Source organism: Citrobacter sp. Cs237, assembly GCF_030332325.1.
In the GTDB taxonomy this organism is placed as follows: domain Bacteria; phylum Pseudomonadota; class Gammaproteobacteria; order Enterobacterales; family Enterobacteriaceae; genus Citrobacter_A; species Citrobacter_A sedlakii.
This window is the reverse complement of record NZ_JAOWIB010000108.1, coordinates 445,012-470,725: the sequence shown is the minus strand read 5'-3', so window position 1 is coordinate 470,725 and position 25,714 is coordinate 445,012. Positions and strand designations below refer to the sequence as shown.

39 protein-coding genes, 1 tRNA gene and 1 pseudogene are annotated in these 25,714 nt (G+C 52.6%); 8 read left to right on the top strand and 33 right to left on the bottom strand.

Features of this window, described 5'->3' with window-relative positions; genetic code table 11:
- Positions 1–53: 53 nt before the first annotated feature.
- A complete protein-coding gene (locus OGY07_RS19435) occupies positions 54–863 on the bottom strand; it encodes an SDR family oxidoreductase (protein WP_120714857.1) in 810 nt (269 codons plus the stop codon).
- Complete coding sequence (tesA, locus tag OGY07_RS19430) at positions 853–1,476, bottom strand: multifunctional acyl-CoA thioesterase I/protease I/lysophospholipase L1 (RefSeq protein WP_042286206.1); 624 nt, start codon at positions 1,474–1,476, stop codon at positions 853–855. Before tesA ends, OGY07_RS19435 begins: the two co-directional genes overlap by 11 nt.
- Between tesA and ybbA the strand changes: the two genes are divergently transcribed.
- The 3 genes from ybbA to OGY07_RS19415 all read left to right on the top strand — a co-directional run bounded on the left by ybbA (position 1,447) and on the right by OGY07_RS19415 (position 5,856).
- Entirely contained in the window at positions 1,447–2,133 is a 687-nt protein-coding gene (gene ybbA, locus OGY07_RS19425; RefSeq protein WP_199956489.1) for a putative ABC transporter ATP-binding protein YbbA, read from the top strand. The genes tesA and ybbA overlap by 30 nt on opposite strands.
- Positions 2,130–4,544, top strand: coding sequence for a putative ABC transporter permease subunit YbbP (ybbP, locus tag OGY07_RS19420; RefSeq protein WP_286602594.1), 2,415 nt, complete (start codon positions 2,130–2,132; stop codon positions 4,542–4,544). The genes ybbA and ybbP overlap by 4 nt, the downstream gene beginning before the upstream one ends.
- A gap of 178 nt (positions 4,545–4,722) precedes the next feature.
- A complete protein-coding gene (locus tag OGY07_RS19415) occupies positions 4,723–5,856 on the top strand; it encodes a porin (RefSeq protein ID WP_286602592.1) in 1,134 nt (377 codons plus the stop codon).
- Positions 5,857–5,953: 97 nt separating this feature from the next.
- Here the strand turns inward: OGY07_RS19415 and mnmH are convergent, their stop codons facing one another.
- The 5 genes from mnmH to ppiB all read right to left on the bottom strand — a co-directional run bounded on the left by mnmH (position 5,954) and on the right by ppiB (position 10,032).
- Positions 5,954–7,024, bottom strand: a complete 1,071-nt coding sequence (gene mnmH, locus OGY07_RS19410) for a tRNA 2-selenouridine(34) synthase MnmH (RefSeq protein ID WP_060569035.1) — start codon at positions 7,022–7,024, stop codon at positions 5,954–5,956.
- Between the two features lie 96 nt (positions 7,025–7,120).
- Positions 7,121–8,188, bottom strand: coding sequence for a 5-(carboxyamino)imidazole ribonucleotide synthase (gene purK / locus OGY07_RS19405; protein ID WP_042285754.1), 1,068 nt, complete (start codon positions 8,186–8,188; stop codon positions 7,121–7,123).
- Positions 8,185–8,694 carry a 5-(carboxyamino)imidazole ribonucleotide mutase gene (purE, locus tag OGY07_RS19400; RefSeq protein ID WP_042285752.1) on the bottom strand — a complete coding sequence of 170 codons (510 nt, stop codon included), beginning with the start codon at positions 8,692–8,694 and terminating at the stop codon, positions 8,185–8,187. The genes purK and purE overlap by 4 nt, the downstream gene beginning before the upstream one ends.
- A gap of 118 nt (positions 8,695–8,812) precedes the next feature.
- Positions 8,813–9,535: a UDP-2,3-diacylglucosamine diphosphatase gene (gene lpxH / locus OGY07_RS19395; protein ID WP_286602588.1), complete on the bottom strand. Its 723-nt coding sequence runs from the start codon at positions 9,533–9,535 to the stop codon at positions 8,813–8,815.
- A 2-nt stretch (positions 9,536–9,537) separates the two neighbouring features.
- Positions 9,538–10,032 carry a peptidylprolyl isomerase B gene (gene ppiB, locus OGY07_RS19390; protein WP_012904905.1) on the bottom strand — a complete coding sequence of 165 codons (495 nt, stop codon included), beginning with the start codon at positions 10,030–10,032 and terminating at the stop codon, positions 9,538–9,540.
- Between the two features lie 173 nt (positions 10,033–10,205).
- Between ppiB and cysS the strand changes: the two genes are divergently transcribed.
- The gene (gene cysS, locus OGY07_RS19385) at positions 10,206–11,591 is read left to right on the top strand and encodes a cysteine--tRNA ligase (RefSeq protein ID WP_042285746.1); all 1,386 of its coding nucleotides are present in this window, start codon (positions 10,206–10,208) and stop codon (positions 11,589–11,591) included.
- Positions 11,592–11,677: 86 nt separating this feature from the next.
- On the opposite strand, the gene OGY07_RS19380 is transcribed toward cysS, so the two are convergent.
- The 3 genes from OGY07_RS19380 to folD all read right to left on the bottom strand — a co-directional run bounded on the left by OGY07_RS19380 (position 11,678) and on the right by folD (position 13,402).
- Positions 11,678–12,199, bottom strand: a complete 522-nt coding sequence (locus OGY07_RS19380) for a metal-dependent hydrolase (RefSeq protein ID WP_286602584.1) — start codon at positions 12,197–12,199, stop codon at positions 11,678–11,680.
- 122 nt (positions 12,200–12,321) lie between these two features.
- Positions 12,322–12,534 carry a ribosome-associated protein YbcJ gene (gene ybcJ / locus OGY07_RS19375; protein WP_042285741.1) on the bottom strand — a complete coding sequence of 71 codons (213 nt, stop codon included), beginning with the start codon at positions 12,532–12,534 and terminating at the stop codon, positions 12,322–12,324.
- Between the two features lies 1 nt (position 12,535).
- Positions 12,536–13,402 carry a bifunctional methylenetetrahydrofolate dehydrogenase/methenyltetrahydrofolate cyclohydrolase FolD gene (folD, locus tag OGY07_RS19370; protein ID WP_286602582.1) on the bottom strand — a complete coding sequence of 289 codons (867 nt, stop codon included), beginning with the start codon at positions 13,400–13,402 and terminating at the stop codon, positions 12,536–12,538.
- Positions 13,403–13,643: 241 nt separating this feature from the next.
- Between folD and OGY07_RS19365 the strand changes: the two genes are divergently transcribed.
- Positions 13,644–13,717 (top strand) — tRNA-Arg (locus OGY07_RS19365).
- Positions 13,718–13,735: 18 nt separating this feature from the next.
- On the opposite strand, the gene OGY07_RS19360 is transcribed toward OGY07_RS19365, so the two are convergent.
- The 23 genes and pseudogenes from OGY07_RS19360 to OGY07_RS19250 form a co-directional block, all read right to left on the bottom strand.
- Entirely contained in the window at positions 13,736–14,899 is a 1,164-nt protein-coding gene (locus tag OGY07_RS19360; RefSeq protein ID WP_286602579.1) for a tyrosine-type recombinase/integrase, read from the bottom strand.
- 134 nt (positions 14,900–15,033) lie between these two features.
- A pseudogene (locus OGY07_RS19355) lies at positions 15,034–15,126 on the bottom strand (helix-turn-helix domain-containing protein); the annotation flags it as partial.
- A 2-nt stretch (positions 15,127–15,128) separates the two neighbouring features.
- On the bottom strand, positions 15,129–15,302 hold the full coding sequence (locus tag OGY07_RS19350) for a hypothetical protein (protein ID WP_286602577.1): 174 nt from the start codon (positions 15,300–15,302) through the stop codon (positions 15,129–15,131).
- Between the two features lie 86 nt (positions 15,303–15,388).
- A complete protein-coding gene (locus tag OGY07_RS19345) occupies positions 15,389–15,646 on the bottom strand; it encodes a DNA polymerase III subunit theta (RefSeq protein WP_205612840.1) in 258 nt (85 codons plus the stop codon).
- A gap of 315 nt (positions 15,647–15,961) precedes the next feature.
- Positions 15,962–16,165 (bottom strand): hypothetical protein, encoded by a 204-nt coding sequence (locus OGY07_RS19340; protein WP_286602574.1) that lies wholly within the window; start codon positions 16,163–16,165, stop codon positions 15,962–15,964.
- Positions 16,166–16,333: 168 nt separating this feature from the next.
- Entirely contained in the window at positions 16,334–17,152 is an 819-nt protein-coding gene (locus OGY07_RS19335; protein WP_286602572.1) for a DUF551 domain-containing protein, read from the bottom strand.
- Entirely contained in the window at positions 17,149–17,568 is a 420-nt protein-coding gene (locus OGY07_RS19330) for an HNH endonuclease (protein ID WP_286602570.1), read from the bottom strand. The genes OGY07_RS19335 and OGY07_RS19330 overlap by 4 nt, the downstream gene beginning before the upstream one ends.
- Positions 17,568–18,218, bottom strand: a complete 651-nt coding sequence (locus OGY07_RS19325) for an ead/Ea22-like family protein (RefSeq protein ID WP_286602568.1) — start codon at positions 18,216–18,218, stop codon at positions 17,568–17,570. The genes OGY07_RS19330 and OGY07_RS19325 overlap by 1 nt, the downstream gene beginning before the upstream one ends.
- On the bottom strand, positions 18,215–18,367 hold the full coding sequence (locus OGY07_RS19320) for a hypothetical protein (RefSeq protein WP_286602566.1): 153 nt from the start codon (positions 18,365–18,367) through the stop codon (positions 18,215–18,217). Before OGY07_RS19320 ends, OGY07_RS19325 begins: the two co-directional genes overlap by 4 nt.
- Positions 18,364–18,534 (bottom strand): DUF2737 family protein, encoded by a 171-nt coding sequence (locus OGY07_RS19315; protein WP_286602563.1) that lies wholly within the window; start codon positions 18,532–18,534, stop codon positions 18,364–18,366. Before OGY07_RS19315 ends, OGY07_RS19320 begins: the two co-directional genes overlap by 4 nt.
- A complete protein-coding gene (locus OGY07_RS19310) occupies positions 18,515–18,820 on the bottom strand; it encodes a hypothetical protein (protein ID WP_286602561.1) in 306 nt (101 codons plus the stop codon). Before OGY07_RS19310 ends, OGY07_RS19315 begins: the two co-directional genes overlap by 20 nt.
- On the bottom strand, positions 18,820–19,389 hold the full coding sequence (locus OGY07_RS19305) for a hypothetical protein (protein WP_286602559.1): 570 nt from the start codon (positions 19,387–19,389) through the stop codon (positions 18,820–18,822). Before OGY07_RS19305 ends, OGY07_RS19310 begins: the two co-directional genes overlap by 1 nt.
- The gene (locus tag OGY07_RS19300; protein ID WP_286602556.1) at positions 19,389–20,210 is read right to left on the bottom strand and encodes a PD-(D/E)XK nuclease-like domain-containing protein; all 822 of its coding nucleotides are present in this window, start codon (positions 20,208–20,210) and stop codon (positions 19,389–19,391) included. Before OGY07_RS19300 ends, OGY07_RS19305 begins: the two co-directional genes overlap by 1 nt.
- A complete protein-coding gene (locus OGY07_RS19295) occupies positions 20,207–20,515 on the bottom strand; it encodes a hypothetical protein (protein WP_286602554.1) in 309 nt (102 codons plus the stop codon). The genes OGY07_RS19300 and OGY07_RS19295 overlap by 4 nt, the downstream gene beginning before the upstream one ends.
- A gap of 81 nt (positions 20,516–20,596) precedes the next feature.
- Positions 20,597–20,743: a host cell division inhibitory peptide Kil gene (gene kil, locus OGY07_RS19290; protein WP_286602552.1), complete on the bottom strand. Its 147-nt coding sequence runs from the start codon at positions 20,741–20,743 to the stop codon at positions 20,597–20,599.
- Positions 20,728–20,856 carry a protease FtsH-inhibitory lysogeny factor CIII gene (locus tag OGY07_RS19285; protein WP_286602550.1) on the bottom strand — a complete coding sequence of 43 codons (129 nt, stop codon included), beginning with the start codon at positions 20,854–20,856 and terminating at the stop codon, positions 20,728–20,730. Before OGY07_RS19285 ends, kil begins: the two co-directional genes overlap by 16 nt.
- 83 nt (positions 20,857–20,939) lie before the next feature.
- Positions 20,940–21,212 (bottom strand): hypothetical protein, encoded by a 273-nt coding sequence (locus OGY07_RS19280; protein ID WP_286602548.1) that lies wholly within the window; start codon positions 21,210–21,212, stop codon positions 20,940–20,942.
- A 313-nt stretch (positions 21,213–21,525) separates the two neighbouring features.
- Entirely contained in the window at positions 21,526–21,864 is a 339-nt protein-coding gene (locus OGY07_RS19275) for an XkdD/Y8K6 family phage-associated protein (RefSeq protein WP_286602546.1), read from the bottom strand.
- A gap of 36 nt (positions 21,865–21,900) precedes the next feature.
- Positions 21,901–22,101 carry a hypothetical protein gene (locus OGY07_RS19270; RefSeq protein WP_286602544.1) on the bottom strand — a complete coding sequence of 67 codons (201 nt, stop codon included), beginning with the start codon at positions 22,099–22,101 and terminating at the stop codon, positions 21,901–21,903.
- Between the two features lie 42 nt (positions 22,102–22,143).
- Positions 22,144–22,389, bottom strand: coding sequence for a DUF7446 family protein (locus OGY07_RS19265; RefSeq protein ID WP_286602542.1), 246 nt, complete (start codon positions 22,387–22,389; stop codon positions 22,144–22,146).
- Between the two features lie 42 nt (positions 22,390–22,431).
- Complete coding sequence (locus OGY07_RS19260) at positions 22,432–22,623, bottom strand: hypothetical protein (protein ID WP_286602541.1); 192 nt, start codon at positions 22,621–22,623, stop codon at positions 22,432–22,434.
- A gap of 8 nt (positions 22,624–22,631) precedes the next feature.
- Positions 22,632–22,907, bottom strand: coding sequence for a transcriptional regulator (locus tag OGY07_RS19255; RefSeq protein ID WP_286602540.1), 276 nt, complete (start codon positions 22,905–22,907; stop codon positions 22,632–22,634).
- 382 nt (positions 22,908–23,289) lie between these two features.
- Positions 23,290–23,952 carry a LexA family protein gene (locus OGY07_RS19250; protein WP_060569013.1) on the bottom strand — a complete coding sequence of 221 codons (663 nt, stop codon included), beginning with the start codon at positions 23,950–23,952 and terminating at the stop codon, positions 23,290–23,292.
- Positions 23,953–24,070: 118 nt separating this feature from the next.
- Here OGY07_RS19250 and OGY07_RS19245 point away from each other — a divergent pair, with 118 nt between their 5' ends.
- The 3 genes from OGY07_RS19245 to OGY07_RS19235 all read left to right on the top strand — a co-directional run bounded on the left by OGY07_RS19245 (position 24,071) and on the right by OGY07_RS19235 (position 25,343).
- Positions 24,071–24,286 carry a helix-turn-helix transcriptional regulator gene (locus OGY07_RS19245; protein ID WP_060569012.1) on the top strand — a complete coding sequence of 72 codons (216 nt, stop codon included), beginning with the start codon at positions 24,071–24,073 and terminating at the stop codon, positions 24,284–24,286.
- A gap of 102 nt (positions 24,287–24,388) precedes the next feature.
- Complete coding sequence (locus OGY07_RS19240) at positions 24,389–24,670, top strand: CII family transcriptional regulator (RefSeq protein ID WP_080067749.1); 282 nt, start codon at positions 24,389–24,391, stop codon at positions 24,668–24,670.
- A gap of 34 nt (positions 24,671–24,704) precedes the next feature.
- Entirely contained in the window at positions 24,705–25,343 is a 639-nt protein-coding gene (locus OGY07_RS19235) for a GIY-YIG nuclease family protein (RefSeq protein ID WP_286602535.1), read from the top strand.
- The last annotated feature ends 371 nt before the right edge of the window (positions 25,344–25,714 follow it).

Below are 25,714 nucleotides of genomic sequence, written 5' to 3'. Positions count from 1 at the left end.
GCTCTCTTTTGTCGATTTCTTTTTTACATGGGGGCTGACGCGCGCGCTTCAACTCACCCACGCAAAATTTTGTCCATCAGGCGCCCCGGCAGCAGACGTTTCAGCAGCATGACGGCCCAGGTGACCAGCGTGACCGGATAGCGAAGTTTAGGTTTGTCGCTGACAAACGCGTGGCGCACTTTATTGACCACCGCTTCAGGATCCAGGGTAAAACGGGCGGCAATGCCGGGATTTTCCACCGGTTTGTCGCTTTGCGTTTGGTTAACGTTCTCGGTAAAACGGGTACGAATGGGGCCGGGCTCGATCACGCTGACGTGAATTCCGCTGTGGCGCAGCTCCATACGTAGCGCGTCCGACCACGCTTCCAGCGCGTATTTACTGGCAGCGTAAGCGCCGCGTCCCGGCGTGGAGATCAGCCCCATCACCGACGAGGTCATGACGATACGCCCTTCGCCGTGGGGCAGCATTGCCGGTAATAAGCGCATTGTGAGCTGGTGAGCGCCAAAAAAGTTGGCGGAAAATTGCTGCTCCATCTGCTCACGACTGATGGTGCTCAGGGGACCGTAAACGCCGTACCCGGCATTATTAAAGATCCCAAACAAACAGTTATCGGTCAGGGCGATCACTTCATCGGCGGCGCGATCCACACTCTCAGGAGAGTCGAGATCGATCTGTACGCCGGTGAAGCCCATGCTATTCATGCGGGCGACATCTTCAGGTTTACGGCAGCCTGCGAGAATTTGAAAGCCCTGGCGCTTAAGTTCAAACGCGCTTTCCAGGCCAATTCCGCTGGAACATCCTGTTATTAAGACCGATTTTTGCATAACTTTACCTGTCAGGATCTCCGTTGTGTTATGACTCATGATTTACTAAAGGACTCAGCTGTTTCGCCATCCAGTCAGCGATAAACGGCTGAGCTTCTGGGTTAGGATGAATACCATCATCCTGCATCCATTGGGGTTTCAGATAGACCTCTTCCATAAAAAAGGGTAACAGAGGAATATCGAACTCACTGGCAAGCTTAGGATAAACAGCGCTGAAGGTTTCATTATAACGGCGACCGTAGTTTGCGGGCAGGCGAATTTGCATCAGCAGCGGTTCGGCGTTAGCGGCTTTCACCTTTTGCAAAATGGTGCGCAGCGTCTGTTCGGTTTGCGCCGGGGCGAAACCGCGCAGGCCGTCGTTACCGCCAAGCTCAACCAGTACCCAGCGCGGTTGATGTTGTTTTAGCAAGGCAGGCAGCCGCGCCAGCGCTTGCCCGGAGGTGTCGCCGCTGATGCTTGCATTGACAACCGTGGTTTTTGCTTGCCATTTGTCATTCAACAGCGCAGGCCAGGCTGCGCTGGCAGACATACGATAGCCGGCGCTCAGGCTGTCGCCGAGGATTAATAACGTGTCAGCCGCCACGGCCCGACAGGTAAACAGGATCAAAAACAGGAAGGGCAAATGCCAGCGGAAAACATTGTTGAAGTTCATCATCTTAAGAAGTCCGTCGGTCAGGGGGAGCATGAGCTTTCCATCCTTACCGGAGTTGAACTGGTTGTCAAACGCGCCGAGACCATCGCCCTGATTGGCGAGTCGGGTTCGGGTAAGTCAACGCTGCTGGCGATCCTCGCCGGACTGGATGACGGCAGCGGCGGCGAGGTCAGTCTGGTGGGTAAACCGCTGCACCAGATGGACGAGGAAGCGCGGGCGCAACTGCGCGCCAGGCACGTCGGCTTTGTTTTCCAGTCGTTTATGTTGATTCCGACGTTAAACGCGCTGGAGAACGTCGAGCTGCCAGCGCTGCTGCGTGGGGAAACCAGCAGCAAAACCCGGGAAGGCGCGAAAGCGTTGCTGGAACAACTGGGGCTGGGTAAGCGTCTGGATCATCTTCCGGCCCAGCTTTCCGGCGGCGAACAGCAGCGCGTGGCGCTGGCGCGCGCGTTTAACGGACGACCGGAGGTGCTGTTTGCGGATGAACCAACCGGCAACCTGGATCGACAGACTGGCGACAAAATTGCCGATCTGCTGTTTTCGCTGAACCGTGAACACGGGACGACGTTGATCCTGGTGACCCACGATCCCCAACTGGCGGCGCGCTGCGACAGGCGTCTGCGACTGGTCAACGGACAGTTGCAGGAGGAGGCATGATCGCACGCTGGTTCTGGCGCGAATGGCGCTCGCCGTCGTTACTGATTGTCTGGATGGCGCTAAGCCTGGCGGTGGCCTGTGTGCTGGCGCTGGGCAGCATCAGCGACCGAATGGAGAAAGGGTTAAGCCAGCAAAGCCGTGAGTTTATGGCCGGCGACCGGACGCTGCGTAGTTCGCGCGTGGTCCCGCAGGCGTGGATCGACGAAGCGCGTCAGCGCGGGCTAAAAGTCGGGGAACAACTGACTTTCGCCACCATGACGTTTGCCGGAGACACGCCGCAACTGGCTAACGTTAAGGCGGTTGATGACCTTTATCCGATGTACGGCAAGCTGGAAACCCGCCCGTCTGGGCTGAAGCCCCAGCCCGGGTCGGTGCTGCTCGCGCCGCGCCTGATGGCGCTGCTGAATCTGAAAATCGACGATACCCTTGACGTGGGCGACGCCACGTTGCGTATTGCCGGTGAAGTGGTGCAGGAGCCGGACTCAGGCTTTAACCCATTCCAGATGGCGCCGCGGCTGATGATGAACATTGCTGATGTGGAAAAAACCGGTGCGGTACAGCCCGGCAGCCGCGTTACCTGGCGCTACAAGTTTGGCGGTACTGCGCAGCAGCTGGACGACTACGAAAAATGGCTGCTGCCGCAGCTCAAACCAGAGCATCGTTGGTATGGTCTTGAGCAGGATGAAGGCGCGCTCGGTAAATCCCTTGAGCGTTCGCAGCAATTTTTACTGCTTTCAGCGCTGTTAACCCTGCTGTTGGCCGTCGCCGCCGTGGCGGTGGCAATGAGCCATTACTGCCGCAGCCGCTATGATTTAGTGGCAATCCTGAAAACCCTCGGCGCGGGCAGGGCGCAATTGCGCAAACTGATCGTCGGGCAGTGGCTGATGGTGCTGGCGCTTTCTGCCGTCACCGGAGGCGCGATAGGGTTACTGTTTGAAAAGGTCTTAATGGTGCTGCTCAAGCCGGTATTGCCTGCCGCACTGCCGCCTGCCAGCCTCTGGCCGTGGCTGTGGGCGCTGGGCACCATGATAGTCATTTCGCTGCTGGTGGGCCTGCGTCCGTATCGTCTGCTGCTGGCGACTCAGCCGCTGCGCGTACTGCGTCGCGACGCGGTGGCGAATGTCTGGCCGCTGAAGTTTTATCTGCCGGTCGTCACCGCTGTCGTTGTGCTGTTGCTCGCCGGATTAATGGGCGGCAGTCCCCTGCTGTGGGCGGTGCTGGCGGGCGCGGTGGTACTGGCGCTGCTGTGCGGCGTGCTGGGGTGGATGCTGCTGAATGTTCTGCGCGGCCTGACGCTCTCGTCGTTGCCGCTGCGTCTGGCCGTTAGCCGTCTGCTGCGTCAGCCGTGGTCCACCCTGAGCCAGCTTTCCGCATTCTCGCTGTCGTTTATGCTGCTGGCGCTACTGCTGGTGCTGCGTGGCGATCTGCTGGATCGCTGGCAGCAGCAACTGCCGCCGGAAAGCCCCAACTATTTTCTGATCAACATCGCTTCTGAACAGGTGCCGCAGGTGAAGGCCTTTCTCTCGGAGCATCAGGTGATCCCGGAAGCGTTTTATCCTATTGTCCGGGCGCGCCTGACGGCCATTAACGATAAATCGACCGAAGGTAATCCGGATGAAGCGCTAAACCGCGAGCTGAATCTGACATGGCAGGATAGCAGACCCAGCCATAATCCGATTGTCGCCGGCGTCTGGCCGCCGAAAAAGGGCGAAGTGTCGATAGAAGAGGGGCTGGCGAAGCGGTTGAACGTGTCACTGGGCGATAGCGTGACCTTTATGGGCGATACCCAACAGTTCAGCGCAAAGGTCACCAGTCTGCGTAAGGTGGACTGGGAAAGTTTGCGACCAAACTTCTTCTTTATCTTCCCGTCCGGCGCGCTTGACGGACAGCCGCAAAGCTGGCTGACCAGCTTTCGTTGGGAAAACGGCAACGAAATGCTGACTCAGCTTAACCGCGAATTTCCGACGGTTAGCTTGCTGGATATCGGCGCTATTCTCCGGCAGGTCGGCCAGGTACTGGAGCAGGTGAGCCGGGCGCTGGAAGTCATGGTGGTGCTGGTTACCGCCTGCGGCATCCTGCTGTTGCTGGCGCAGGTGCAGGTTGGCATGCGGCAACGCCATCAGGAACTGGTCGTCTGGCGCACGCTGGGGGCGGGCAAGAAACTGCTGCGCACCACCTTATGGTGTGAATTTGCCATGCTGGGATTGGTGTCCGGGCTGGTGGCCTCCATTGGCGCAGAAACAGCGCTGGCAATGTTGCAAACCCGGGTCTTTGATTTCCCCTGGCAGCCGGACTGGCGATTGTGGGCGGTTTTACCCCTTAGCGGCGCGTTCCTGCTTTCCGTCTGCGGCGGCTGGTTGGGGATCCGGTTACTGAAGGGGAAGGCGCTGTTCCGCCAGTTTAGCAATTAAGCAGTATGAGACTGACGCGCCGGTGAAGATACCGGCGCGCTCTTTTTTAAAAGCATAAATGGATAAGCCCGCGCCGTTTAACGGCACAAATCATTAAAAACCCGCCAACACGCCTGTAGTAATTCCGGTTAACATTCCATTGCTGAATAATTAGCAGGAAATCTATCAAGGAAAAATAATGACTATAAAAACAACAGCGCTGGCGGCATCGATCGGCGCGGCAGTGGCATTAATGTCTTTCGCTTCTCAGGCGGAAATCACTGTTCTGAAACAAGATCCCCAGGCGGGCAACCCGCTGAGCCGTCTAAACTTCACCGTGGGCGGGAGTATTCGTCCCCAGTTCCAGAATATGACGGGCGATGACGGCGCCAACGGTTATAAACGTAATGGTTTTGACGGCGGCACCCGTTTCCGTTTCGCGGCAGATTACTATCTGTTTGACGACATTAGCTGGATCAGCTTCTACGAGCTGGGCGTGAATATTCCGGCGCAGTTTAACTGGGATAACCACTACGCCGAAGGCGCGCACGACACCACCCGCCGTATGCTGTATACCGGTCTGAAAAGCGATACCTGGGGTACGCTGACTTTCGGTCAACAGAACAGCATTTACTACGATGTGGTGGGCGCGAAAACCGATATCTGGGACTATGACATGATAGGCCAGGCTCCGGGTAACGGGATCAACGGCGACTACGACGGTTCCTACCGTTCACGCAAAATGCTGAAATACAAGAAAACCGTAGGCGATGTTGATCTCTACGCGTCTTATCTGTTCAGCGATGACTACAACGCAAACAACGGCCTGAACTACAAGCGTAAAGGCGGCGGCTCGCTGGGTGCGGATTATCATATTACTGACGATCTAAGCTGGGGTACGGCGTGGAACTACACCCGTGCAGAAATGCGCGGCAACGGCAACAAGACGTACGATCAGAACATTGTGGGTACAGCATTGAGCTGGACGCCGGAAAACTGGAGCTTCTCAATGGGCGGCGGCTGGTACCAGAACTTCATGACCACGAAAAAAGTATCGGTGAGCGACTACTTTGCTGGTGATGCCTGGGGTCTGGAATACTTCGCGGGCTACACTTTCCCGATCAACCAGTACGCGGTGAAATCCATTCAGCCGTACTTTATGGGCGACCGTATTGAATACGTGAATGGCCGGGATTATCTGCGCACCGATAACGGCGTGGGGATCAGCTTCCAACTGGACTATGGTTTCCGTGTTGATTACGAGCATGTCTTCACCTCCAGCACCGATGACCTGGGCGATATGAACCTCGTGCGTCTGCGTTACGACTTCTGAGTCGGCGACAGTGCCGGAGAGCGACGCGTGGCGTCTTATCCGGCCTGTGTCGCCGCACTGTGCGCGCCGGGTAAGGCGAAAACGCCGCCCGGCTCTTTTAATGGCGCAGCCAGTCCGCCACCTCTTCAAACGTCCCGCGAAAGACAATCTTGTCGGCTTTTTTCTCCAGTTGATAGCGGTACATCGGGTCGTAATATTCTTCCAGCAGCGGCACCAGCCAGTTGAAATGGGCGTCGGTGCTACCGGTACGACGCTGTTCCGTCAGCGCGGTGTCAAGCTTTGCGGTCAGTTCGGCAAAGCGTTGCAAACCCAGACGGCGGCGAATAGCGAAAAGCCCGTGATGCAGATACTCGCCATATTCCTGCCAGCCCTGTTTGTCCCCGTATGCGTGGGTGAAATCATGGTGCATACGGATAAAATACTCGTCGCGCAACCGTTCAAGACGGCGTTCGAACGGATCGTCCACCACGGCGATGCTCGCCTGAGTCATCCGGAGGCGCAGACATTCCGGCAGATGGTTTGAGCCGATCATCCGGCCTTCATCTTCCAGCACCCAGCGTGACGCCTGTTTTTGCAGTAACGTCACCGCCAGCAGGTTTTCAAAACTCGCCTGGCTGAGCTGCGGTTCCAGCGTGCGGCCAAACGAGGAGCCGCGATGATGGGCGAGCCCTTCAAGATCGACCCCATCAGGCCGCTGCTGGACCAGCTGCGTTTTGCCATTGCCTGTGCAGCCGCCGACAAGCACCATTGGTTTCTGGACCTGTTCTTCCGTAATGTGTATCGCCGCCTGGCGCAGCGCTTTGTAGCCGCCTTTGATCAGCGGGTACTCGACGCCCGCCTCGCGCAGCCACTGTTGAGTAATATGCGATCGCTGGCCGCCGCGCGCGCAGCAGAGATAGCCGTGCGGGTATTTTTCGCAGGCCGCGCGCCAGGCGTCAATTCGCTGCTGGCGTTTCTCGCCGCAGACCCGTTGATGACCCAGCGCCAGCGCAGCGTCCGGCCCCTGGCGTTTGTAACAGGTGCCGACGGCGGCGCGCTCGTCATCATCCATCAAGGGCAAATTGATAGCGCCGGGCATTGCGCCTTGCTGAAATTCAACCGGCGCGCGGACATCGATTAAGGGCGTATCAGCGGCGAGGATCGCCCGATAGTCCGTTCCATCGTTCATGTGAAATCCTGAAAAGACAAAAACAGCAATGGGGGGATTTTACGCGCGTAGAGGGGAAACGGGGAAGGAAACTTCCTTCCCCTGGCACTAAATGTGTTAGTTGAGCTGGCTTTGCGCCCAGACGATACCGCTGGCGTATTCCGGCGGAAGCAGCGGCGCGAGGGCTTCAAGCGTTGCGCTCAGGCGCGCGGTGTCGCTGTCGGTCAGGTTCAGGTGGCCAACTTTACGCCCCGGACGCACCTCTTTGTCATACCAGTGCAGGTGCACGAGCGGCAGCTTCAGCCAGTCAGCATTCAGCTCGCTGCCAATCAGATTCACCATCACCGACGGGCTGTTTACCACCGGCGCTGGCATCGGCAGGCCGGTAATGGCCCGCAAATGCAACTCGAACTGGCTGATGCTGGCGCCGTTTTGCGTCCAGTGACCGCTGTTATGCACGCGCGGCGCCAGTTCGTTAATCAACAGGCCGTCCGGCGTGACAAAACACTCCATCGCCATTACGCCGACGTAGTTCAGCTCCTGCATAATGGCGGAGAGCATCGCTTCGGCCTGTGCCTGTTGTTTCGCATTGGCCTGGGGAAAAGCGACGCTGGTACGCAGAATTCCGTCCTGATGCAGGTTGCGCGTTAACGGGTAAAACACCGTACTGCCGTCGAAGGCGCGAGCGCCAACCAGCGACACTTCAGCGGAAAAGTTGATGCCCTGTTCAACGATGCATTCGCCGTAGCAGTCGGCCGGAAGCTGGTCGGTTTCCGTCGCGCGCAGTCGCCACTGGCCGCGGCCGTCGTAGCCGCCGACGCGACGTTTCACGATCGCCAGTTCACCCAGCCGTTCAAACACCGCGGGCCATTCCTTTTTATCGGCCAGCAATTGCCACGGCGCGGTCGCCAGGTTGAGCGTGTCAAAAAGCTGCTTTTGCGTCAGGCGGTCGGCAATAATCGGGAAGACGTCGCGGTTGACGAACGCGGGATGACGCGCCAGTTCACGGGTCAGCGCCGTTTCCGGCCAGCGCTCAATTTCTGCGGTGATAACGCTTTGTTGAAAAGGGACGGCGGCAGGTTCCGCGTCCAGCCCAACCGGCCAGACGGCGATACCCAGCGGTTCACCGGCCTGACGCAGCATTCGACCTAACTGACCGTTGCCCAGTACGCAGACCTGTTTCATGCCGTACCTCGCGGGTCCGGATTCTCAAGGACGTCGTCCGTCTGCGCCTTGCGCCAGTCGTGCAAACGCTGACGTAACGCGTCGTCGTGCGTTGCCAGAATTTGGGCGGCCAACAGCGCTGCGTTTGCCGCGCCGGCTTTACCTATCGCCAGCGTGCCCACCGGAATGCCGCGCGGCATTTGCACGATGGAGTAGAGGCTGTCGACGCCGCTCAGCGCTGCGCTTTGTACCGGAACGCCCAGCACCGGCACCAGCGTTTTCGCCGCAATCATGCCTGGCAGATGCGCCGCGCCGCCGGCGCCGGCGATAATCACCTGATAGCCGTGTTCTTCCGCACTTTCGGCGAAGCTGAACAGTTTATCGGGGGTGCGGTGCGCAGAGACAACCTCAACGTGGTGTGGGACGTTCAGAATATCGAAGATTTCGGCGGCGAACTGCATGGTAGCCCAGTCGCTTTTGGACCCCATCACGATGGCGACTCGCGCCGGGTTATTGCGGGAAGACATGCGTCTGAAAACTCCTGTGGTGCGGGACACGCTGCTTTTGAGGCCACAGAGAATAGCATGTAAATACGCCAAGGAAAACGGTTGCGTCACTTATGAGGCTGGCAATTCGCGGGGAGATTTAAAACGGGAAAGAGATCAGTTTAACGTCTGTCGGCGTCACTTTTACCATCGACCCTTCGCTGTGCCAGGCACCCAACACCACGCGGAACGCGGGTTGGCCGTTAGCGGTAAGGGTATGCACGTTCGGGCGGTGGGTGTGCCCGTGGATCAGCCACTGCACCTGATGTTTTTCCATCCCGGCCACAACGGCATCTTGATTAACGTCCATGATGGCCAGCGATTTGCTGCTGTTGGCGGCTTTGCTGCCCGCGCGCATTTTCGCGGCTACCCGTTTGCGAATAAACAACGGCAGGGCGAGAAACAGCGTTTGCAGCCAGCGCTGATGAACTTTGGCGCGAAACGCCTGATAACCGTGGTCGTCAGTACACAGCGTATCGCCATGCATAATCAGTATCCGGCGGCCATACAGCGTGAGCACCTTTTCCTGCGGCAAAAGGATCATTCCGCTTTCACGCGCGAAGCGTTTCCCAAGCAGAAAGTCCCGGTTGCCGTGAATAAAGAAGCAAGGAACGCCCGCGTCAACCACCGCCTTGATTGCCGCCGCGATTTGCCGGTGCAGAGGCAGAGGGTCGTCGTCGCCGATCCAGGCTTCAAACAGATCGCCGAGGATATACAGCGCGTCGGCCTGACGGGCCTCTCCGGCTAAAAAACGCAGAAAACCGGCGGTGATCGCCGGTTCTTCCGTGCAGAGATGAAGATCTGCAATAAACAGTGTCGCCACGATTACTCGCTAACGGTCACGTTTTCGATGATCACGTCTTCTTTTGGTACGTCCTGGTGCATACCGCTGCGACCGGTCGCGACGCCTTTGATTTTATCCACAACGTCCATGCCTTCAACGACCTCGGCAAATACGCAGTAACCCCAGCCCTGCATGCTTTCGCCGGAGAAGTTCAGGAAGTCGTTGTCGACGACGTTGATGAAGAACTGCGCGGTTGCAGAGTGCGGAGCCTGAGTACGGGCCATCGCCAGCGTACCGCGGGTGTTTTTCAGACCGTTGTTGGCTTCGTTTTTGATCGCTTCTTTCGTTGCTTTCTGCTTCATGCCAGGTTCGAAACCGCCGCCCTGAATCATGAAACCGTTAATCACACGGTGGAAAATGGTGTTGTTGTAAAAACCTTCGCGGCAGTAGTCCAGGAAGTTTTTAACTGTTTCAGGCGCTTTATCATCAAACGTTTTGATTACGATATCGCCGTGATTAGTGTGGAAAGTAACCATTTTTGCATCCTGTTCCGATAGAGAAGTGCTTTAACCCGATGAGGGTCAGAGTAAGGGGTGTGTTATAGCATAAGCGCAGGCTGTGATCACCTTGCAAAGTGTGCTGATCCCATGCCGAATTATGGGTATTATACGGACTTTACGATCCACACATGTCTTACACGGAACCTTCAATGTTAAAAATTTTTAATACACTGACGCGCCAAAAAGAGGAATTCAAACCTATTCATGCCGGGGAAGTCGGCATGTACGTGTGTGGTATTACCGTTTACGATCTCTGTCATATCGGACATGGCCGTACTTTCGTCGCGTTTGATGTGGTGGCGCGTTACCTGCGTTTTCTGGGCTACACGCTGAAATACGTACGCAACATTACTGATATCGACGACAAAATCATCAAACGCGCTAATGAAAACGGCGAAAGCTTCGTGGCGCTTGTCGATCGCATGATCGCGGAAATGCACAAAGATTTTGATGCGCTGAATATTCTGCGCCCGGACATGGAGCCACGCGCGACGCATCATATCGCCGAGATCATTGAGATCACCGAGCAACTGATTGCCAAAGGCCACGCTTACGTCGCAGACAACGGTGACGTGATGTTCGACGTGCCGACTGACCCAAACTACGGTCTGCTGTCTCGTCAGGATCTGGATCAGTTGCAGGCCGGGGCGCGCGTGGACGTGGTTGACGTCAAACGCAACCCGATGGACTTCGTGCTGTGGAAGATGTCCAAAGAGGGCGAACCGAGCTGGCCGTCGCCGTGGGGCGCAGGCCGTCCTGGCTGGCATATTGAATGCTCGGCCATGAACTGCAAACAGCTGGGTAATCATTTTGATATTCACGGCGGCGGTTCGGATCTGATGTTCCCGCATCATGAAAACGAAATCGCGCAGTCCACCTGTGCGCACGACGGCGAATACGTGAACTACTGGATGCATTCCGGCATGGTGATGGTCGATCGCGAAAAGATGTCTAAATCGCTGGGTAATTTTTTCACCGTGCGCGACGTGTTGAAATACTACGATGCGGAAACGGTGCGCTACTTCCTGATGTCCGGTCACTACCGCAGCCAGCTGAACTACAGCGAAGAGAACCTTAAGCAGGCGCGTTCAGCGCTGGAGCGGCTGTACACCGCGCTGCGCGGAACGGATAAAACCGTCGCTCCTGCCGGTGGCGAGGCCTTTGAAACGCGCTTTATTGAGGCGATGAACGACGACTTCAATACGCCGGAAGCCTATTCGGTGCTGTTCGACATGGCGCGCGAAGTGAACCGTCTGAAAGGGGAAGATATGGCAGCCGCCAATGCCATGGCGTCGCATCTGCGTAAAATTTCTGCTGTGCTCGGTCTGCTGGAGCAGGAGCCGGAAGCGTTCCTGCAAAGCGGCGCGCAGGCGGATGACGGCGAAGTAGCCCAAATCGAAGCGTTGATCCAGCAGCGTCTGGATGCCCGTAAAGCGAAAGACTGGGCGGCGGCGGATGCGGCGCGCGATCGTCTGAACGAAATGGGTATCGTCCTGGAAGACGGACCGCAGGGAACCACCTGGCGTCGCAAGTAAGACGGAGATCCCCGGCGGCGTTTACGTTTGTCGGGTTGAGGTTATTTACAGGCCGGATAAGACGTAACGCGTCGCTATCCGGCTTTTTATCGCCGTTTCCACCACAACATCCCCATTAGCATCAGCCCCGGTAACCACACCCACAGCAGTTCCGAGAATATCACCTGATGGCCATACGGCGTGGCATAGCGCGATAGCGCGAACGGCGCGACCTTAATCACCTGCCACGGCGCAAAAAAGCGTTCATCCGACCACGGCCACAGCCAGCCGACACCTTTGCCGCCGGTAGTGATCGAATCCAGTAAACTGTGTGACAGCAGTGATACCGTAAGAAACAGCCAGCAGCGCGTCAGGCTGGCTTTCAACCAACGTCGACCAATGAGCACGCACAGTATCGGCATCACAAAAGCAAACAGCAGCGAATGGGTAAAGCCGCGATGGCCGAACGCGTCGCCGTAGGCCACGCCGAGTTTAAAGGAGAGCACATCCATGTCCGGCACCATCGCCAGCGCGATACCGGCAAACAGCAAACGGGGGGGAATGACTTTTGTGCCCAGCCCTAAGCCGAGGCAGAGCGGGACAGTCGCGTGGGTGAGAATCGTTGGCATATTTTCGCTTCGTATGAAAAAACGCTATATTCGCAACGCACTGTGAAGGGATGATGAAGTCACTCGACAGGAAGGGGAGCATCGCCGGACAGGGTGCGAAGACCGCTGTCCGGCAAAGGGCATCAGGCGACGACGGTGACGCTCTGACCGGCATAGCTGACGGTTTGACCGGCAACGATTTTGCAGCGTTTGCGGGTTTCCACCGCGCCGTCAACGTTGACCTGTCCTTCCGCAATGGCCATTTTCGCCTGGGCGCCGCTTTCGCTCCAGCCTTCCAGTTTCAGCAAATCACACAGTTCAACGTGAGAATGCTTGCCTAAAGAAAATGTCGCCATGTTAGTTATCCTGTGGGTCGTGATATTCAACACACGCCTGAAGCGTGTTTTCGATAAGAGTGGCGACGGTCATTGGGCCAACGCCGCCCGGCACGGGGGTAATGTAAGATGCGCGCGCGGACGCGTCGTCAAAAACGACGTCGCCAACCACCTTGCCATTTTCCAGACGGTTAATGCCGACATCAACCACGATGGCGCCTTCTTTGATCCACTCACCGGGAATAAAGCCCGGTTTACCGACCGCGACGACCAGCAGATCGGCATTTTCGACATGATGGCGCAGATTTTTGGTAAAGCGGTGCGTCACCGTGGTCGTGCAACCGGCCAGCAGCAGCTCCATGCTCATCGGGCGGCCCACGATGTTGGATGCGCCAATCACGACGGCGTTCAGGCCGTAAAGGTCGATATTGTAGCGTGCAAGCAGGGTAACGATGCCGCGGGGCGTACAGGGGCGCAGACGCGGCGCGCGCTGGCACAGGCGACCAACGTTGTAAGGGTGAAAACCATCCACGTCTTTGTCCGGATCGATACGCTCCAGCACCTTAACGTTATCGATACCCGCCGGAAGCGGCAATTGCACCAGAATACCGTCAATGGTGTTATCGGCATTCAGCGTATCGATCAGTTCCAGTAACTCCGCCTCGCTGGTGGTTTCCGGCAGGTCATAGGAGCGGGAGACGAATCCCACTTCGTCACAGGCCTTACGTTTGCTTGCGACATAAATCTGCGAAGCCGGGTTACTGCCTACCAGCACAACCGCCAGTCCTGGCGCCCGCAGTCCGGCCGCCACGCGCGCCTGAACTTTTTGAGCAACCTCAGAGCGCACCTGCTGCGCAATCGTTTTACCGTCAATAATCTTTGCTGCCATCAGAGAGAGGATTCCATCTGTAATTTCACGTCGAAGGGGATGCGGCTATTTTGTCAGAAGTGAGGACGGTTGTCAGTCGCCGCTTACGGTCGCGGCAGTTTTTGACAGGAATCAGGCCGCTCTTGAGGTGAACGGCGGCGGTTATGCTCATAACTCAAGCAGTTGAAAGGAAAGCCATTGACCACCAGAGTGGTGAACGTATAATACCGGGCAGTTTTATGTCAGTTTGTTTTCTCTCGATGCTCCCTTAGCTCAGTTGGATAGAGCAACGGCCTTCTAAGCCGTCGGTCGCAGGTTCGAATCCTGCAGGGGGCGCTCTTAATTATCAATAGGTTACCCATTTCCTCCTGCCTCTAAATTTCCTTCATGGGACATATTTGGGACATCATCGTTAAAAATCGAGTCAATTTGCTTAGCGTGTTCGGTCAGATGATTAGGCGCGAGATGAGCATACCTGCGTACCATTTCTATTGACTCCCAGCCTCCCATTTCCTGCAGTACAGACAATGGAACACCTGACTGTATCAGCCAGCTTGCCCATGTATGCCTCAGGTCGTGAAACCGGAAATCTTCAATTCCTGCACGTTTACATGCTGACTTCCATGCTCGTCCATCATCGACCCTCATTTTCCTGACTGCCGGAGTGATGGAGCCATCAGGCCTTCTTCCTGCCTTTGTATGTACGAACACAAATTTATGGTGATTTCCTATCTGGTCACGCAGAACCTTACATGCGGTATCATTCAGTGCTACGCCAATAGCTCTGTTTGATTTGCTGTCTTCCGGGTTTACCCATGCCACTCGACGCTGCATGTCTATCTGCTGCCATTCCAGGTTGATGATGTTCGAACGCCTTAATCCTGTTGCCAGCGCGAACTTGACGACAGACTTTAACGGCTCCGGACATTCATCAATCAGCCTTTTTGCTTCATCCTTCTCCAGCCATCTCACTCGTTTATTACGTACTGCCGGTATCTTGATGACTGGCGCTTTCTCCAGCCACTTCCAGTCGCGCTCTGCTGCTCTGAGAATGGCCTTCATCAACGCAAGGTGCTTCGCCTTGGTGGAAGTGGTTACCGGCTTGGCTACATAAACAGGGTCAGGCTTACCTTTCTTTCTTGCGGCTTCGACTCGTGTTTTCCATATCTCCAGATTGCTTCGGTTGTGCATCCTGCTAACCGCTGAGTAAATCCTCGCCTCGGTAACGTCCTTTAACCTGACTCCTTCAAAATGCTCCAGCCAGAAACCAATCCTGCCTTTGTCAGTATCGAGCGACTTCTTGTCTGATTTCTCCTCAATCCATCGTAAGCAGGCTTCTTCAAAAGTCACATCGGGAAAGTCTCCGAGCCTGTCTACTCGCCAGAGTTCAGCCTTTCTTTTGTCGTGCAACTCCTGTGCTTGCCGCTTGTCCGTTGTGCCAAGAGACTCCTTAATTCGCTTCCCGCCCGGGAGCGAGTACGAGGCGTACCATATTTCACCTCTGCGGAAGAGTGACATTTTCTTTCCTCTCTGATGCCATCACCCGCGCTCACGCCGACAGTATGCAGCGGAGACTGAAGCGCCGCAATGCAGGCTTGTCGTGTGGTGAGGTAAGGGGATTTGGGTTTGGTGGGGTCTTTGCGTGTTGCCTGAAGGCGGCCTGTGCGAATCCAGTTGGTGGCGGTAGGTCTGGATATTTTGAGAAATGCACAGGCCTCATCGAGTGTGAGGCTGTGTGATTCCATGGTTACTCCAGATTGAGAGCGGTCATTAAGTCCATTAGCGCGTCGTAACACTCTGGTGGAACGAATACATTCTCTGTTGAAAGCATCGCTTCTATAGCATCGAAACACATGCTTGCGTCTTCTTCCGTCATGCTGATGAGCAAGCAGCCTTCTTCCTGGTCATGATTGGCCTTCATTATCTATCTCCATAAAACAAAACCCGCCGTAGCGAGTTCAGATAAAAGAAAACCCGCACTCGGCGGGTTCGTGTTTCTTCAAGTGCTTACTTCTTGGCGTTCTGCTCAGCCATCTCGATATATCGCGGGTCGCTTGCCTTTGGCAGACTTAACGACTGCTCGCGATAGTATCGGACTCTTTCCATGAAATACTCGCGCAGGTGCTCAGGCTGTTCTCTCGCCACCTGCTCAGCGATAACAGGCATGTTCAGGCGCTCTTTGTACGCAACGCCAGAAGCGGCAAGGTCAACATTAACCTTGTCACGATCTTCCTGGCTCTTTGCTGCTATGTTGAACCTTGACATAAATTAACCTTAAGGTTGCCATCCCATGCCGCAATTTCCAGTTTCATGCATCCATTTATGTCCGCACTCTCTACAAACATAGTAGCTTTCCTGGGTTGCACGGCCATTCCGACTCATGTACTCGCCTTGCTCTTCAGGGATATACTCCATGCATTCTAGAGGGGGGTGACGGCGCCCTCTGGGCTGTTTTTCACATACCTTACATGTCATAAAAACCTCCACACAAAAAAGCGAAGGCCATACAGTAGCATGGCCTTATACATTTATCTTTGTATAACATCACTTATATGCGCAGCTTTGCGCTCTGCTGCGGTCTTAGCCATTACCTACCACCGAAGTAATTGTATTGAACGGGCAGGCAACGCCGATTGGGTGGCGACCGTTACAGATAAAGCAACGGATAGTGTTTAGCGGCTCATAAGTGCTTACCACCTGCTCACGTTCTTCATGTTCGCTTAGCGCATCACGAAACGCTACGGAAACGACCTTTCCTCCGAAAGCCTCCATGTGAGCATGCACAGGAGGCTCCTTTCCATCTTCGAACTCAACGACGAATGTCATTTTTGACATCACTTCACCTCCTGCGCCCGTTTGCTATAAACACAGCAATAGCCAAATCCTGGATTGCGGTGAGCATTAACATCCAGCCATAAATTCCGTCACTGAAGTGATATGCGATGGCAGTTATCACGGATTCACCTCCTGCTGCGGTGCTGCTGGCAGTGGCATCCAGTGGGTTACACGTCCGCCATTGTCACTATCGACCAACCACCGCTCACCATTCCATGAACAGTTCCACTGATAGTGGCTTTTACCAAGGTCATTTTGTTCTTCGACATAACACCAATAGCGACCGCAAAAATCCGGCAGCCGCTCGCTTACCGGAATCCAAATATCCGCACTTGCCGAAGAGTTGACAGCCTCATAAGCAACGCGCAACCAGTGGAAAAACACCTCCGTCATCACGCATCCACATTCGACGTCAATGGTTCCTGTCTGCTGCGAGAGCCACTGCTCGAATGGCAGCTTTTTAGACGTCGTAACAGGTTGGCTACCCTGAAGCATGGCGGCGCGGCAGGCGTTCCACATATCTGCTGCAATACAGCAGGAATATTCATCAGGGTTGGCGGTAGGGAGAATGCCATTGATAACCTCGTAATCTGGCTCTATTACTGGCGGTACAAAAGCAGGTACTGGAGCGGAGTAAACAGGCATAACGTCGCTTTGCCCTTTATTTCTCTCGTCAATCAAAGACCAGAACAGCCTGCCTGCCGGATGCTTGAAAATGTACGCCACCGGCTCAGCCTCCAGCGATGCCAGCGCGATACGTGCCAGATCTCGCACAACTTCTGGTGGTGCGTATCTGTCGTTCAGGTCGTCCAACAGGTCACACATCTTCCTGCTGTTGTCTGGGTGAACATCATCGTTAGTGCCAGCCAGCGCGGTAATCACCTCGTCGGCTGCATCAATAATTTTGTGTGCCTGTTCTCTGGTAATAGTGGTCATGCTGTCGCTCCTTCCTGATATTGTTCAAACCAGAAAACAACTGGCTTATCGACTACCTCAACCAGGCCAAAACGCTCTGCCGTTCGGAAATTGACGCTGTAGGCGCGCGCACGCTCTGCCTGAGCGGTTATCTGTTTACGGAAATCTTCAACGGTGAATGTCGCTTTAAACAGATTGCATGGAGCGCAAGCCGGGAAAAGGTTTTCGATAGCGTCATTCTCCGGCCTCCAGAACTCACCAGTTGCGACAGTGCGGCGTACCCCATTTGACTGTCGTTCACCAAACGACCACTTGCGCAGAGCGGCTTCAACGTGGTCGGCATGCCAACCCTTTTCAGGTAGCTCGCAGCCGCAGTAAGCACAGCGACCGCCGAACTTCATGCGCAACTCGGCGCGCTGTTTTTTCGTCAATGCCATCACTCCCCCTTACCGATGCCAGCGGCGGCGAACGCCTGAAGCAACACGCTTTCACAATGAACTACTGCGCTGTTGTATCCGGCACCAAACATGTACGGGTGCTTTTTCCCGTCGCTTTTATTTCCTAACTCATCCATAGGGATTGGGTCGAATTTCACCGATTTCGCGAGCGCCTCCAGTTCTGCTATGCGCTTCTCTGCTGCCTCCATCTGCGATTTATGCAATAGCGCCTGATGTTTGAGCGCGTCCTGCGCTTTTTGAAATTTCATGCCGTAATCGGTCGCGATTTCTTCAATCTCTGCTATGCGCTTCTCGGCTCTGTCTGCCCGCTCACCCTCAGACTCTGCCAGTCCGTGGTAATGCCATTTTTCAGCCTCGTATGCGCTGGCGTAACCGTTGGCGCTGTCCAACTCATCCAGCAGCGCCAGCACTACGTCAGGCACACACAGCCTGAAGAACAACTCATCAGCACTACCGTTTTCACCGATGAAGCCATATTCCATGTTTTTGTGATCTGTGCGCAAAACCAAGGAGCCATCGTAACCACGGCATTCGTATTTGATACTTCCACTTCCGTCGATACGGTCGCCGATACGACCTGGAGTTGCCTTCTCTGCCGCCTCACGCAGCGCCTGTTTGTCGATAGTCATGCTGCACGCTCCAGTAAACTAGCGCAGCGCTCTGCAAATTCTTTGGTTGAACTAAAGTACTTGTATGCTTGATGCCAGCGCTTAAGAGATTCTTTTCCTTGAGCCATTAATTCTTCATCGCTAAGTTTCATTGCCTCTTGCACTGTCATTTCCCACCTCTCAACATCGCATTCAGCCACTTGTTGTTCTGGAGTCGTGTTTTCGTATCGAAAGAGTCACGCTTGAGTAGCTCCTGCTTATCTGGCATTGGCTTGAATTTGTGTCTGGCTATTAATTCGTGAGGTGAAATACCTGGGTCATAAGTTAATCCGTTCATTTTTGAGCCTCGTTAATTTGTATCTCATGGACCTGACGGAATAGATGGAGCGGCAGGTTGCGATTGCTATTTCTTCTGAGGAGAATTTTTCGAAGAGTGATACCTCTGCGCGAGTCCAGCGCTTACCTCGCAAGCGGCTAACCATTTCAGCGCCGATACGTGTCGCCTTAGCCATAACAGCTTTTTCGGTCCGCTCAAGTTTTTCGGCGATAACTTCAACTGGCATGGTTGCCGCTACTTCGCGCAAGAAATCCTCTTCCCATTTCTCCCATGGGATGCATTTCATTAGGCGGTCTCCAAGTCCTTTTTGCGGAGTTGGTAAATTTCGTCGAGCTTTTGATTCAGGTTTGAATCATTACCTATCACGCCTTTAGCTCTGCTGTATGCTGTTTCTAGCTTTGCTGAATCCATATTTAATGCATTCTCTGAAAACCAAGACAATGCAGATTCAGGAGTCGCCTGTTGTTTTACATCCAGCTTTTTGACGCGGTGTTCTGCTCGTTTACCTCGCGATACCGAAAGCATCATTGAGAAATCTGATTCAATATCACTCATTGCATAAATCTTTATACCGCCAACAGCCACACCGCCGAATTTAACCGATGGGTCGCCTACAAGCATAAGAGAGCGTCCAACCCAAGAATGACCATCAGCACCCCAACCACCAATTAACACGCGACGCATTGATTTAGAAGGCTTGTAAGGACGTCCTTCAAATCCTTCAAGGTCTATGAATACTGGTTGCTCTGAGTTACCCGCTCGAACTGCTTTAATAACCGCTGTGATGCTCTGTGTCTGAACATCCTCGAAGTTAATTTGGTCTGACTTTGGAATGATTGTGCGTGAAAGGTCCATTAGAGAATAACCTCATCTGAATATTCATCATCCAGCAGATATGCCGGGACGTTAATTTCATTGGATGGAAGTACAATTCCTTCGTACTTCAGCGAGTCGTTTTCTTTACAGGCAACGAGCTTGTCTAATGCTGCGTACATTTCGCGATAGCCAAGCTCCAGAGATTCTTCACCGATGTAGTACATGCAGTTGCGATATGGCGGTGAGTTTTCGATAGCGAAGAATGCGAACTGGTTGTATTCGATGCCAGTTGCCAACTTGAGAACGTAGAGATAAAAGGCTGCCTGAATGTGGTATTTATACTGACCGAAAGCGTTACTGAATCCGCGCTCAGATGCGTCTCTACAGCTCTTAACGTCGAGAGGGTAGGCGAGGGTGTCAGATAGCCTGTCAAATCTGCATTTGAGCATCAGTCCTGTTTCAGGACACTCTGCAAACATGGATACCTCAGAACATCCTGTGGTGTTCATGTAATCCATGAAATCATTATTCATCCGTGATGATTCGTACATCTTCTGGACAGTATCCACCTCGCTGCCAACCAGAATAAAATCAGCCGGAAATTGCTTTGCGACCTCCTTATACTCCTTGCTCGCCCGAGAGGTTATTTCACAGTGTTTTGCATACTTGTACCGGTACACATCAGGCTCAAGCAAAGCCGCATGAATCGCACTTCCAATGTGCGCTGATTTACTTCCAGTGAATTTGTTGAAGAAGAGATTTGCCGGACTAACGCTAATAGCCTTAACAGATGTTGAACCTATAGCCTCATCAGCATGGTAATCCTCGTTAGGCATTCCATAATAAACTCCAGGCTTCATGCCGCCTCTCCATAAACATGTCTACGCTTGAATATGCCGAATGCATATTCAGCTTTGACCCTTTCCGTAATTGCATCCCAGAACCACTCAGCGGCCTTCTCCTGATAATTGCAGTCGTCATCCTCTAACCAGTCGATGGCTTCCTTTGTGTGCTCGTCAGGTTTATAGGAGCGAAGCATTTCGCTTATTGGGTCGCAACGTTTGCAAAGTCGATCAACTTCACTGTTAATTCGTTCGTAATCTTCGTCAGTAAAATTTGCGATGATTTGCGATATTTCACGTTTATCATTCAGAGTCAGAATCATTATCGTTCTCCTGTTTCTGCTCAGCAGGAAATATGTCTTTCATCAATTCATAAAACTGAGCGTCTGTTAAATCTCTGATGCTCATGATTTGCGGTACCACGGAAGATTGATTGCTGATTTCATTTCTTCGTTAGCTTGTTTCCACATGCGACCATCACCAAGGAATCGAGCGATAACTGCTTTGCTTTGCGCTGCCTTGAGTTTGTTGTGATTTATACTGAGCGACATACATCCTCCAGGCGCTTCCATCCGGCGCGTAATTTGCGAGTGATACGGTCAAGCAGTGATTCTGTTAGTTGGAAGGCACCCATGCGAGCACCTCCCGCGATTGCGTAAATCATGGGTGGTTCCTTATGTTGTGTGTGATTTGCATAGCGCTGCGTTCGTTGAGCGCACTGATATGCAGATATGAAAAAGCCGCTGGTTAGGCGGCTCTTAGTTTCTTGATGTAATTCATGCATGCTGTAGGACTGCAAGTTCGCCATGTGGTTTTATGTTGCATCCGCTTACTTGGTGGGTAATAAGCAACGGTCCCTTGCGGTGTGCGAAAAATGAGAGTGTTTTCTCCCTCTTCGAAATCAACACCATTACGCTGAAAGAATGCCTTCATTCCTTCATGCGCTGCGTTCCTCGCAATCCTTCGTCTCTCTTTAAGCTCTGGCTTCCAGTCTCGCCAGAATTCACCCATATCACCCATACTTTCCTCCAGGCAAAAAAGAGCCGCCCATATAGAGCGGCAAGACTATCAAGGGATGATTTCTCTTTTTAACCAGACAGTTCTTCGTCTCCTGTCATGGTTACGAGCGATATTGCTCCGTGTATTCACTCACTGGAATGAATACACAGTGCTTATTCGCATCGCATTACTACAGCAAATCTTTCGAGATTACTTTGACGCAATAAACCTTCTTCTGTGCGGTCTGCTTTCCGATAGTTATCGAATTCGAAATGCTTAATTACCTATTTAGTTTCTCGTTCGATAACTTCAACTATGTATTTCTTATTATCCATCACTCCACCCCCAGAGCCTTGCTGATGGCTGCGCGAGCTTTGTCAAACGCTGGAGTTAGCTCATCAACTTTGCTTTGTTCTGCCAAATCGTGAAAGTTTAAGATATCGCCCATCTCGTTCATGGCGTTAAGTGACAGTTGCAGAGCTTCGAGCAAATCAGGAGCTGCTGCTATCAGGTTCATGTCATCAGCTTTTACAGATAGTGAAGTGGCACCGTCACTCATGCCAAATGAGTCAATAACATCACCATCCCTGCCTGTTGTTTTGCTGGATAATCTAAGAAACGAGTTGCTTGTCCACCACTCCCACGGTCCTGGAGTCCCCATAAATCTTTTCATATTCACCTCTGTGGCTTGCTGCCAAAAGAAGGCCGACTATGCGGCCTGTTCGACATCTTTCACCAATTTGAAAACGCTTTGCCCGTTAATGCAGTCTTCCCTACCAGAACGTGAGCCATTTAAATGCTTCATCATTGAGCTGCCGTCTTTCCATGCGTAAGTGACCTCAAGAAGAGTGCCATCGAGTGGGCATTCGTAAACCTGTCCAACCTTTTTCATTGGGTATGCGCTTTTCATATCTCACCTCAAATAAGTGGCTTACTGCCAAAAGAAGGCCGACTATGCTTTGTCGGCGAACTCCGCTGGTAATTCATCAACTATCTGATGACTGAGGATTAAGTACTTTCCATCTTTAACCCCATATGCATATTTCTGTTTTTTAATCATCAGATGTTCAGCCACTGCTTTAACTGCTTGCTCAGTAACATCCTCCTTTTTCCCCACCCACATTCCTTTTTCAGTATTCAAGGTTCCCTGAAAAATCTGCCCCGTTAACGGACTGGCACCCATGGTTTTTATTTTCACATTTACCTCGTCATAAGCTGTTTAGCATTTAAGAATGATTATCTAACATGCGGATATAAGCTCATCATCAAATGCATGCTCAGTAGAACCATCCTGAAGCTTGACCAAATACATTGGCCCTGTTTCATCCTGATTATTTGCTTCTTCCTCAGTTAACTGACGTACAATCTCTACAAGAACCGGTCCACGAAATTTTTTATCGCTGTCAGTAGAAGTAAAAATCATAGTTTTCATAAATCACCTCAAATAAGTGGCTTACTGCCTAATTTCATTTTCTGCCGTCCTACACAAGTCACTCCCATTTCACGGGTTGGCTTGCTGTAGTACAGGCGATTTGTTTTCTGTGGTGCTTCCTGCTCTTTCTTATCGCGCAGACTTCCGAGCGAAGTGGCGCGGAGTACGCGATTGCTGCAGTCTTCTGATAACCGTGAAAATGCACGGTCAATTCTTTGTGAATACTGCTTAATTTCTTTGTGCTGGCGAGCACGTTCGAGTTTACGAATCTCTCTGGCTTTCATTGGATACCTCCAGTGGTTGCTTTGGCTGATTGGTGAATGTGACGTTGTGGCTCGCATCGCAGCAGCGCCTACCGCCATCCCGGCTCGCTCATGAGCTGCGCCTCATTCCGCGTTACTTTTGGGCCCGGTCACCAATCACCAAAGCAACATCCTTTGGCGGGGACGAATCATCCCCATGTCATCTTGTTAAAGAGCCTGCCAATCAGTTCCGTTTGGCTACCAGCGTCCTGCTGATGGCTTAACAATACAAAATGTACTGAGTATCGTCAATACAATATGTACTTAAAATTTTCGAGAATGTACGAAGTGTATGAATGTGAAGGGAAAATAAATTTTGTGTATTAAAAAACCCGCCGAAGCGGGTTGAAGGGATGAGTCTAAATTACAGGCCTTGCCATTTGGCTTCTATCACTACGCCAATGATGCGGCAGTTACCATCAATAGGGAACATGTGGTAGCTGGGGTTAAGCGGTTTGAGGTATTTCTGCCCTGCGTCTACTACGTATTTCTTGAAGGTCGCCTCGTTCTCTGAATCCAACTTTGCAACTACAAGTCGTCCGTTCGTTGCCTCGATTGCTGGATCAACCAGTATCTGCATTCCTTCCGGTATGCTTAGGCCGGTGGGCGAAGTCATCGAATCACCCCTTACCGTCAGCCAGAACGACCGTTCGCTCGCATGTGCTGTTGTTTCAGGCCATACCTCAATCTCCTGAAGTTGATAAGGCTCAACAGCTTCACACCAATTTCCTGCGCTAACCCAGCTAATCAGGGGGAATCTCCTTACCTCAGTGTTAGGACGTGGATTGGTGACATTACCCATATCAGAATCTGGATAGTCAACCATCCCATCAGAACTCAGCACCAACTCCTTCAGACCTAGCTGTTTCATGATTGAGGCGATGTCCTCAATGCTGGGTTCGCGCCGACCATTCAGCCAATGCCCTATCGCCCCCTGAGTCTTTCCGAGAGCCTCGGCAAGCTTATCCTGGGTAATGCCAATCTGTTTCATCCTGGCCTTAGCCAGTTCATTCCACGGTGTTTTCATACCACGATTATTACGTGTTGTATTAACTGTCACAATGCACAAAATGTATTAATCCTCTTGCATTATCTCAGTACAGTTTGTATTATTGTTTTACGTACCATCCTGAGGAGATGAACCGATGAGTAATCTTCGGAAAATCCGGGAAACCATGAAGGTTTCTCAAGCCGTTCTGGCTGAAAAGGTTGGGTGTACACAGGGAGCAATTGGGCACTACGAATCGGGTCGACGACATCCAGATTTGAAAATGTGCCGCCAGCTCGTTGATGCCCTCAACAGTTTTGGCGCAAAAGTTCAGTTGGATGATGTGTTTCCACCTGAATTGAACGCAGCTTAAGCAGTACCGCTCTTTAACACTACGGGTCAGGGATGTTTCGTCCCTACAACCAACGCATCAACCGATGCGTATTCAACTATTTAACTATGGAAATAATACGTAATGGAAAACGCAAGTTACAGCAAACCCTCTCAGCGCGATATCGACCGTGCTGAAACTGATTTACTCATCAACCTCTCTACAGTCACACAGCGTGGCTTAGCGAAGATGGTGGGATGTCACGAGTCGAAGATAAGCCGTACTGACTGGCGCTTTATTGCAGCCGTTCTGTGCGCGTTTGGGATGGATTCAGACATCAGTCCGATCAGTCGTGCATTCAGGCATGCACTGGAAGGAATCACAAAAGAAAAACGTCCAGTTGTTGGTAGCAATCTGGACGCTTAAACACACTGTGTTATGTCAAGTAACAGGAGTAATTATGACATACCCGCAAAGCGAATACCAAGTAGTAACTAAGCTTAGTGTGCCGGCTGAATATAAAAGCTCTGGATTTGTTTACGTTATGGAAAACGAAAACATGCCAGGGATTTATAAGATAGGCATGACAACTAACTCACCAGAAGCTCGCGCCAAGGAACTTTCAAGCGCGACAGGAGTTCCTTCCCCGTTCTCAGTGTTAGCTGCATTTCATTCTCAAAACCCAAGGGTTGATGAAAAGCTTGTTCATCAGGTTTTTTCTGACCACAGAGTGAGTGATAGCAGGGAGTTTTTTTCCTTTCCAACATGGGCGGACATCAATGGAGCTCTTTCAGAGATTGAAATCATGGTTGGCCCAGAAAGAAATGCAGACGCTGCTGTTATAGCCATGAACGAGGCCTTCATTTCATTTTCTAATGAACCAGAAATTGATCTCGCAGAAGAGCTTTGTGAGCAGGGAATAGGAGGAGTTGTAGGAAATATGTCAGCAGTAAAAAACTTCCTCTACAGGGCCGGTATCGACTATGTGAAAGGACTAATTAGTCAGCATAACGCCTCGCTTGCATTTCTCCCTGGAGGAGAGGTGGTGCTGGTTAAATCAATAGAGGCTCAGCTCTTTGAGAAAGGAGGGAAGGAATGAATACGGCAGAAATCATTAAATATCCTGGCCCAGAGCCATGCATCACCAGGAGCAACAGAATGGAGAACAAAAAGTTTGGTCATTTCTCTCTATTCAGAAGCCTGCTAAGCGTTGATTGGGCCAAAGATACTGCCAAGTTAGCGTTATGGGTTAGGTTGCTGGGAGAGGCCTCATATCGCAACAGAGTTGTGGAATTTGCTGGCAAAGACTGGAACCTGAGTCATGGTCAATTAGTAACTACGACAGCAATTCTTGCACGCAAACTTCGCGATCAGGATGGCAAAGAAAAGAGCCCTCAGGCAGTAACTAGAATGCTCAATTTCTTCACCAGGGAAGGGATGATAATTACCGAAGGAAACCGCTTCGGGACG